Source organism: Collimonas sp. PA-H2 (genome assembly GCF_002564105.1).
Classification (GTDB): Bacteria; Pseudomonadota; Gammaproteobacteria; order Burkholderiales; family Burkholderiaceae_D; genus Collimonas.
The window spans coordinates 2,749,842-2,758,006 of the sequence record NZ_PDBX01000001.1; the positions used below are offsets into that span (position 1 = coordinate 2,749,842).

Here is an 8,165-nt window from a genome sequence, read left to right on the forward strand (position 1 = left end):
TAGGCGATAAGCCAAACCAGCCCTGCGTCATTAAAACAACTAGGAGCGAGGCCGACGCCCACACGGCGGTACTATCTTGCTGTCACTGCTCGGTTCGTAGAAAATTTTCAATTCCGCCGGCTTTTGTATCATCGTCTCTGCATTCTTCAAACCAAAACGCCTGTTGCAGTCGGGGCATCTAATCGCCCGTTGACCAACCAAAAAAGCGCTGAAATGCTTTTCTCCTTCCAAACCACAGTATGGACACTGGATGTGCGGCCTGACTTTAATTCCCAGCCGTACCCGCGCTTCCCACTTGCCGGACGGATCGAGCTGCAGCAACCAGGTCCTGAACTTCTTGGTCCAGTTCTCTACCGCCGTATAGTCCACGCCCAGGCGCCGCATCGCTTCCGCATAGGACATCTGCTGTGATAACAGATGGATGAAAGCAGGGAGCTTGGCCGCACGCAGCCGCATCAGCGGTGTTCCCGTTACACGATTGAATTGACGCAAACGACACGTTCTACAAAGAAACGACGGCAGAGGCAGCCGGGCGTGCGGCCGACTGGCCAGTCCCGTGTTCGTTGACTTGCAAAAAGGGCAGGGTGGGGGTACTTCACTCTTGGAGTAGATCTCTTGCAGGGCGTCGTCCAGAAATGCCGTGAGTTCAGTATCTTCGGTATCCGGCAAAACACCACCGTTTTGCTTGAACTGAGGGACATCGGCAGAAAAAACACGCTTGGGTAAATCGCTCATGGCTCGGGTTCAGGGCGCCGGAATGCGGCTATTGGGAGCACATTATCATCCGATGGCTAAAAATCATCTGATTGATATGTAGCGTGTGGCGTATCGCTGACAAAATTGTAAATCATTGCAAATTTTCAATATTTTTACGATGTATGCGATATTAAAACTGCTGCGCTGAAATATAGTATCCCCCAAATCAAAGCATACCAAGAAGGCAATTCATGGGGAAGCGCGCAGTCATCGTTACAGGTCGTCGCGACATCGTGTCAACATTGGCGCCTGCACGCCGCAAGCCGCTTGCGCTATTGATCGGCGTATTGCTGGGCACATCGGGTTCGGGGTGGGCGGCCGGCATTGTCAGCGATGGAGGCACGGCCACCACCATCAGTACGGCCGCCAACGGTCGGCAAACGGTCAATATTGCCCCCGCCGTCTCCGGCGTGTCGCAAAATTCTTACAGCCAGTTCAACGTCAGCCAGGCTGGCGCCAGTTTGAACAACGTCGGCGTCAATGCCCGTAACATCGTCAACCAGGTCACCAGCACCAATCCCAGTCTGATCCAGGGCGATATTACGGTGCTTGGGCCACGGGCTAATGTCATTTTAGCAAATCCGAATGGAATTACAGTGAATGGCGGATCGTTCGTCAATACCGGCAACGTGGCTCTCACCACGGGGCAGGTATCGTTCAACAATTTCATCCCGGCGCCGGGTCTGACCCAGCGCAATATCATCCTCAACACGAATCAGGGACAGATCGTCATCGGCCCAGAAGGTTTAAGCGGTGCCATGCTCAACCTGGAGTTGATCGCCAAGAGCCTGGTGGTGGGTGGGCCAGTGGTGAATTCGTTCAGCGGCAGTGCCGCAGGCATCCGCGCCGTTGTGGGCGACAGCCATGCAGAGATCGATAGTAGCGTCTCGCCCACCGACAATATCACCCCCTGGATTACCACCACTTCCCCGCACACCAAAAGCGCGGTCACCGCCATCGACATCACGCCATTGGGCAGCCTGACCGCTGGCCGGATCGAACTGATCGTCACCGACCAGGGCGCCGGCGTCCACCATGCCGGCGCGATGTTGGCCAACGTGGGGGATTTTTCGATTTCGGCGACTGGCGATGTGCAGATCGCAGGCGGCACCATTTCCGCAGCCCGAAACCTGATCGTCGCCGCGCCCGGACTGAGTGCGGCTGGCGGCGTCAATGGCAATCCATCGCTGACTGCCGGCGGCAACGTCGACGCGCATTCAAGCTCCTCGGTGCAATTGGCAAACGCCACTGTCACCGCCGGCGGCGACATCCTGCTGGGCGTCTCTGGCAATCCAAGCACCACGGATACAACGATTGCCAACAGCAATTTGACCGCAGTCGGTGGCATTGGCGTGTTCGCTCAGGGGCACGCGCTGCAAGTCAATGCCAGCACCATGAATGCGCAGCAAAATGTATTATTGGGCGCCGATAGCATCAACCTGGCGTCAGGCTGGAATGAGCAGACAGCAGCACCAACGGTTGTGAACTCAAGCACTGGCACTGTGACCATTACCTCGCCCGGCGTATTGCAAATGTCGGGTGCGCAGGTCAATGGCACGGCGGGAAGTATCGTGAATGTATCTAGCCTGACGCTAGCGGCATTGCACAGTCCAGATGGCAGTAACGTGCAACAGGCTATGTTGCAGTCGACTGGAGGCGCGGTGACGGTCAAGGCCACAGGCCCGATCAGCGTCACCGGTTCGGACCTGCTGGCAGCGACCGGTATCACCACCAATAGCACGAGCTTTACTTTGCAAAATGACGGTACGTCCGGCTCGATTGTGGATGCGACCAAGGGAGCGGTAACGGTCAACGCTACTGGGCCGATTGGCATCATCGGCTCGGATTTGTTGGCGGCAAGCGATATCACCGCCAACAGTGTTGGTTTTACATTACAAAACAACGCTCAGTCCAGCGCGAAGGTGCTGTCCGCAGGAGGAGCGGTAACGATCAACGCGACGACTGGCCCCATCGGGATCACTGGTTCTGCTGTGCAGGCCGCGACAGGCATTACCACGCATAGCGCTGGTTTTTCGATGCAAAATGATGGCGCGCTGCAGTCGTCTATGGTGGCGACCGGCGTTGCCCCTGCCAAAGACGCCCCAGCTGTTGGCGGCAGCGTGAGCATTAATAGCACGGGTGACATTACCAACACGGGTAGCCTGATTCAAGGCAATGCACGCACTGCCGGCAATAGCGCTGCGGTGACCTTGGTCGCCAGCGGCAATATCCTGAATCAATCGCCGGACGCCAACACGCTGGCTGCCATATTCGGCGTCAATGATGACGTCAACCTGCAAGCCAATGGCAATATCGAGAACCACTACGGCCGTATCCTGACGAACAATGCGTTGCACATCGCTGCACTTGGTGACGTTAGCAACATCGTCGACAAACAGGCCGGCAGCAATAATGAACAGCCGCAGACCAGCCAGAGCCAGGGTACGCGCTGGCTGCTTTTCACTAAAAGCACCAATAGTTTTTCTGTCGACTACGGTCAACTGGATCGCCCCGATCAGCTCTCTTATTTGGTTTCCTATGCGGGGACCACGATTAGCGGGCGCAACGTCTTGAATCTGGGCGGCGTGATCCTGGCCAACAACAACAGCGATATTACGATCAACGCAGCCCAGTCGTTCCAGAATGTCGCGCTGTTTTCTGGGCAAGCTAACTTCCAGCGCAGCTGCCTGATTGTTTGCCACAGCAGCGCCAGTAGCACCGTGCAAAGCGTGGGCGGCAACATCAGCGCCGGCAACAATATCAATATTACTGCAGGCACCTCGGCCAGCAATATCGGTGGCACCGTCACCGCAGCGGCCGGAAACCTGACGGTGACCGCCCCGACGGTGCTGGCGCAGGGCGTACTCGGCTACCGCGCCTATGAACAGTCGCGCGGCTTCAAATCCTGGTTCGGCGACACCTGGGCGCAGCTGTATGCGATGGATGTCGGCGGTAGCTGGATGGCCAATGTCGGCAAAATCATCATTGACGGCCAGGAAGTCATCGATGGCGGATCCTTCAGCGGCGCCGGCGGCGTTACGGCGACAGGCGGTGTGCTGACTTTAAAAAATCCGCAAAACGATCCAGTCACGATTAATCGTCATCTCGGCTTGATCAGCTGGTTGTGGCATTAAGGGCAGATGATGCGAACCCGTTTTTATCCGCAAATGCGGCCCATCACGCTGGCGACGGTCTTATTGTTGGCCGGTTCGACCACTATGCAACACGCCTGGGCGCAGCAGACGCCGCGCGTTGAGCAGGATCCGGGACAGCGTTTGCTGCAGGAGCAGAAGGACCGCGAGCGTGAACGCGCCATCAACCAACCGCCGCCACAGATCACGGTCGAGCAACCGCCACCGCAGACGCTGCCCGCCGGCGTCGATATCGAATCGCTGCCGGATACCGAGCCAACTTTCAAGATTGATCATATCGACCTGGTCGGCAATACCGTGCTGCCGCCGTGGCAAGTGGAAGACATCACCCGGCCCTTCATCGGCAAGCACCTGGGCAGCAATCGCATCAATTTGCTGTTGCGCCGCTTGACGGAAGCGTTTGTCGCGCGCGGCATGATTACGACGCGCGCCTACCTGGGAGAGCAAAATCTCAAGGACGGCAAGCTGATCATCACCGTCATTCCCGGCAAGATCGAAAAAATCACCCTGAATGGTCAGCCATTATCGACAGAGCAAGGCTATGTCGGACCCAGTCCGCTGCAGGGCGGCGGTTGGCTGACCGACCGCGGCGTATTGCTGGCCATGCCTACTGCCGTTGGCGACACGCTCAATTTGACTAATCTGGAGCAGGGCGTCGATCAAATCAATCGCCTGCGCCGCAACAAGGCGGAAATGCAAATCCAGCCGGGCACCACGCCTGGCAGCTCGATCGTCGCACTGAACAATCCGCCGGGCGACCGTTTCTGGTACAACGTCGGCGTCGATAACTACGGCAGTAACCAAACCGGCCTGGTGCGCACCAACTTGAGCGCCGAGGTCGATAACCTGCTTGGCCTGCAAGAACTGTTCTCGATCAGCTACAGCGGCAGTCTGGATACGAATGCCTTGGTCGGTTCTATCACACTGCCGATCGGTTACAGCACCTTCAGCTATACCGGGGCGATTTCCGAATACCAGAATCTGGTCGGCAATACGGCGCTCCTGTATGGGAACACGACTAGCCATACTTTCGGCTGGAACTATGTCTTGTCGCGCAGCCAGGCCATCAAAAACGCATTCGACGTCACCTTGTCACGGCGTAAGGTCGCGCGCAATGTGAATGACCTTGATCTGGATCCGCAGAGACTCACCGTCTTGCGCATCGCCGCCAATACCTTGCACCGCTTTGCCTTCAATGAGCAGCAGGCCAGCTGGACGCTCGATGTCGGGCTGTCGCGGGGCTTGCATGCACTGGACGCCAGCTCGGATGCCCCAGGTATCGCGAGTGGCGACGCCCACAGCCAGTTCACCAAGCTCGATACCACGGCAACCTTGTCGCTACCCATTGGCAAAATCGGCGCCACGGCGTGGAACTGGCGTGCCCAATTGAATGCGCAGTGGAGCAAACAAGCGCTGTTCGGTTCCGAACAAATCTTTGCGGGCGGCATGTCCTCGGTACGTGGTTTCCAGGACAACAGCGGCGCCAGTGGCGATCGCGGCCTGACCTTGCGTAATGACGTGGCCTGGGCCAATGCACCTGAATTCGCCGGCATTCATTTTGAGCCGTATGTTTTTCTGGATATGGGCCGCACGGAACTGATCGCGCAAGGCACCTGGCAGCAGCTGGTCGGCGCCGGATTCGGTGCGCGCATGCAAGCCACCGTCGGCAAGCAGCGTTTTAGCGGGGAAGTGTTGCTGGCGCGCCCCTTAGTACAACCGGACAACTCGCCGCCCAAAAGCACCTTATTGCTGGCGAGTTTGAATTGGGCATATTGAAATTTTGTTATTGATCACATAAAGGAAATGTCATGTCTTATGCATCCACTTATCGTCAACTCCAACCCTTGCTGGTGGCGTGCAGTCTCGCTGCCGCCGTCGTCGCACCAGGTGCGTACGCACAAACGGCAGCTGTGCCTGTGAGCGCCCCAGCACCGGCCAGTAATCTGGGTCCTGGCGTGATCGCCAAGGTCAACAATGTCGCTATTACCGATGCGCAGTTGCAGCGCGCCATCCAGCAATCCGGATTGCCTGACAGCCCGAATCTGCGTGCTGCCCTAAAAAATCAGCTGGTATCGCGCGAGCTGTTCCGTCAGGACGCAGAAAAAACACACGCCTACGACAACCGACCGGAAGTGAAACAAGCCATGCAAGAGGCCAAGGACGCGACCATCACCCAGTTGTACTTACGCGATGTCATCAAGCCAGCGCCCGTCACTGAAGAGCAGGTACGGGCCCAGTTCAACAATATCGTGGCTAGCCTGGGCGACAAGGAATACAAGTCGCGTTTGATCCAGGTAGGCGACGCTGCTACTGCGGCCGATGTGTTGACCAAGTTGAAGGCAGGCGCCGATTTCGCGCAACTGGCGCAGCAGGTCAGCCTGGCGCAGAACAAGGTACGTGGCGGCGACCTAGACTGGATCAGTTTTAAGACGCCGGCGCAGGAAGGGCATACACAGAATCTGCCGTTGCCGATTGCGCAGGCATTGACCGCTTTGCCGGCCGGCGGTGTGACGTTGACACCGGTGAATTGGAACAACGCCTATTTCATTCTCAAGCTGGAGCAAGTACGTCCGACAGTGGTCCCCAAATATGACGACGTAAAAGCGGTATTGCGCCAGCAGCAGGAAGCGGCCGCGCTGGAAAAGGCGACGATTGCCGTTGTCAGCAACCTGGTGAAGCAGGCCAAGATCAAGCAGTAACGCAGGATTGTCGCCATGAAAAAAGACGATCCAACCGGGCTGCGTGGTGTGAACGGATTTTCCGATGACGCCTATCGGCGGGCCGCGCAAGAAGAGCTGAGCAGCGGCTCAGCGCGGCCGCGCGGGGCCATTCGCATCGCCGTCGTGGCGATCGTGTTGTCGGTGCTGTTCACCTACGGTTTTCTGTACGCCATTTTGCCTCCCGTTGCGTCGCACCAGGTAAAGGCAAAGTAAATCGCCAATCTGTCACTACTTAACAAATAGTGACAATCGCGGGCAGTGGTCCGGGCGCAACGGATTGCAAACGATTGAAAATTCCCCCGGGTTATCACGGAACTTCTTTCTTTGCGGGGCACTTGTTTTTGTAGAATCGATTTTGAGAAATTGTTTACATAGAAACAATGCGCAAAATCGTGGCTGTGTTTTACGCGCGCGGGCAGATCAGTCGGACCGCACGACGACAAGCATCAGCAGTGTCGCAAATTTATGCAGAGCGCACATTCGCCTGCAGGAGCAGCAATTGAAAATCTATTTCGTCTTGGTGACGTTGTCGTGCATCCCGCTTGTGCGCTTGCTGGTACTTGAAATCTATCAGTGGTGCTGCACCTCGCTAAGCGACGTAGCTCGGAAGCATAAAATTCAAAACTAGCGACTTCTCATTCGGGAAAAGCCAGAGCTGTACAGGCGATGTTGACTGCCAGTCGTCTTTGTTGCTCATGACGGCCTCAGTGACGTCGCATCAAAAAAAATAACTCAGGGAGTGAGTAAGCATGAAAGCAATAACAAAAATAGCATTAGGGATGGCGTTGTCCAGCCTTTTGGGAGCTTGCACCACGCTGCGCGAGCAGCCGTTGGTGTCGAGCGAAATGAATACTATCAGTGGCAAGACCGTTGCGGTGAGTCGTTACGCAACTCCTGATTTTTCGGCAATAACGCCGACCAAGGCCGCATTTGGCATGTTTGGTGCTATCGCCATGATCAACGCCGGTAATAGTTTTGTGAAGGACAACAGCATTGCTGATCCTGCTGAAAATATCGGTAGGCAGCTGGCGGATGCGCTTGGTAATAAATATCAAACTAAAACCGTTGTCGCCACCGATGGCACGCTGTCGGATGACGACATCGGCGCAATTGTCAAACAGTATGGGGCAAGCGATCTGGTGATGGACGTCAAAACCATTAACTGGAGCTATATGTACTACCCGGTGAACTGGGACAGTTATCGGATTCTTTACACGGCGCGGATGCGTTTGATTGATACCAGGCGCAAGACGGTCATCGCCGAAGGTTTCTGCAAACGTATGCCGGAAAAGGACGAGCAAAAGCAATCCTTCGACGCCATGGTGGCGGATCAGGGCGCCTGGGTCAAAGAGGTATTGCAGGGATATGCCAAAGATTGTAGCAATGAGCTGAAGAAAAAAGCCTTGTTGATGCTGCCGGCAACACCGGTGGCGCAAGCACAGTAACTCGGCAAAAAATAATAAGTCAGGAAAATCTATGAATCGCTCGCTCCGTCAATTGCTGTCTCGTCTGGATCAATCGCGTCTGTCCACCGCAT

General features: G+C 56.2%; 6 protein-coding genes. 5 read left to right on the forward strand and 1 reads right to left on the reverse strand.

The annotated features are described in order from the left end of the window. Window positions 1-39: 39 nt before the first annotated feature. On the reverse strand, window positions 40-735 hold the full coding sequence (locus BCF11_RS12485; protein WP_098495034.1) for a DUF746 domain-containing protein: 696 nt from the start codon (window positions 733-735) through the stop codon (window positions 40-42). Window positions 736-947: 212 nt separating this feature from the next. Here BCF11_RS12485 and BCF11_RS12490 point away from each other — a divergent pair, with 212 nt between their 5' ends. The 5 genes from BCF11_RS12490 (at window position 948) to BCF11_RS12510 (ending at window position 8,073) form a co-directional block, all read left to right on the forward strand. After that, on the forward strand, window positions 948-3,890 hold the full coding sequence (locus BCF11_RS12490) for a filamentous hemagglutinin N-terminal domain-containing protein (RefSeq protein WP_098495035.1): 2,943 nt from the start codon (window positions 948-950) through the stop codon (window positions 3,888-3,890). Window positions 3,891-3,896: 6 nt separating this feature from the next. Beyond that, entirely contained in the window at window positions 3,897-5,684 is a 1,788-nt protein-coding gene (locus BCF11_RS12495; protein ID WP_233212467.1) for a ShlB/FhaC/HecB family hemolysin secretion/activation protein, read from the forward strand. Between the two features lie 32 nt (window positions 5,685-5,716). Then, window positions 5,717-6,607, forward strand: coding sequence for a peptidyl-prolyl cis-trans isomerase (locus BCF11_RS12500; RefSeq protein WP_098495036.1), 891 nt, complete (start codon window positions 5,717-5,719; stop codon window positions 6,605-6,607). A 15-nt stretch (window positions 6,608-6,622) separates the two neighbouring features. Beyond that, window positions 6,623-6,841 (forward strand): hypothetical protein, encoded by a 219-nt coding sequence (locus BCF11_RS12505; protein WP_098495037.1) that lies wholly within the window; start codon window positions 6,623-6,625, stop codon window positions 6,839-6,841. Window positions 6,842-7,377: 536 nt separating this feature from the next. Further along, window positions 7,378-8,073, forward strand: coding sequence for a hypothetical protein (locus BCF11_RS12510; protein WP_143751323.1), 696 nt, complete (start codon window positions 7,378-7,380; stop codon window positions 8,071-8,073). The last annotated feature ends 92 nt before the right edge of the window (window positions 8,074-8,165 follow it).

What these genes read in the sequence shown, in the direction of transcription:
- BCF11_RS12505 (WP_098495037.1), top strand. Translation starts at nt 6,623, where the DNA reads ATGAAAAAAGACGATCCAACCGGGCTGCGTGGTGTGAACGGATTTTCC.
- BCF11_RS12495 (WP_233212467.1), top strand. Translation starts at nt 3,897, where the DNA reads ATGATGCGAACCCGTTTTTATCCGCAAATGCGGCCCATCACGCTGGCG.
- BCF11_RS12485 (WP_098495034.1), bottom strand. Translation starts at nt 735, where the DNA reads ATGAGCGATTTACCCAAGCGTGTTTTTTCTGCCGATGTCCCTCAGTTC.
- BCF11_RS12510 (WP_143751323.1), top strand. Translation starts at nt 7,378, where the DNA reads ATGAAAGCAATAACAAAAATAGCATTAGGGATGGCGTTGTCCAGCCTT.
- BCF11_RS12490 (WP_098495035.1), top strand. Translation starts at nt 948, where the DNA reads ATGGGGAAGCGCGCAGTCATCGTTACAGGTCGTCGCGACATCGTGTCA.
- BCF11_RS12500 (WP_098495036.1), top strand. Translation starts at nt 5,717, where the DNA reads ATGTCTTATGCATCCACTTATCGTCAACTCCAACCCTTGCTGGTGGCG.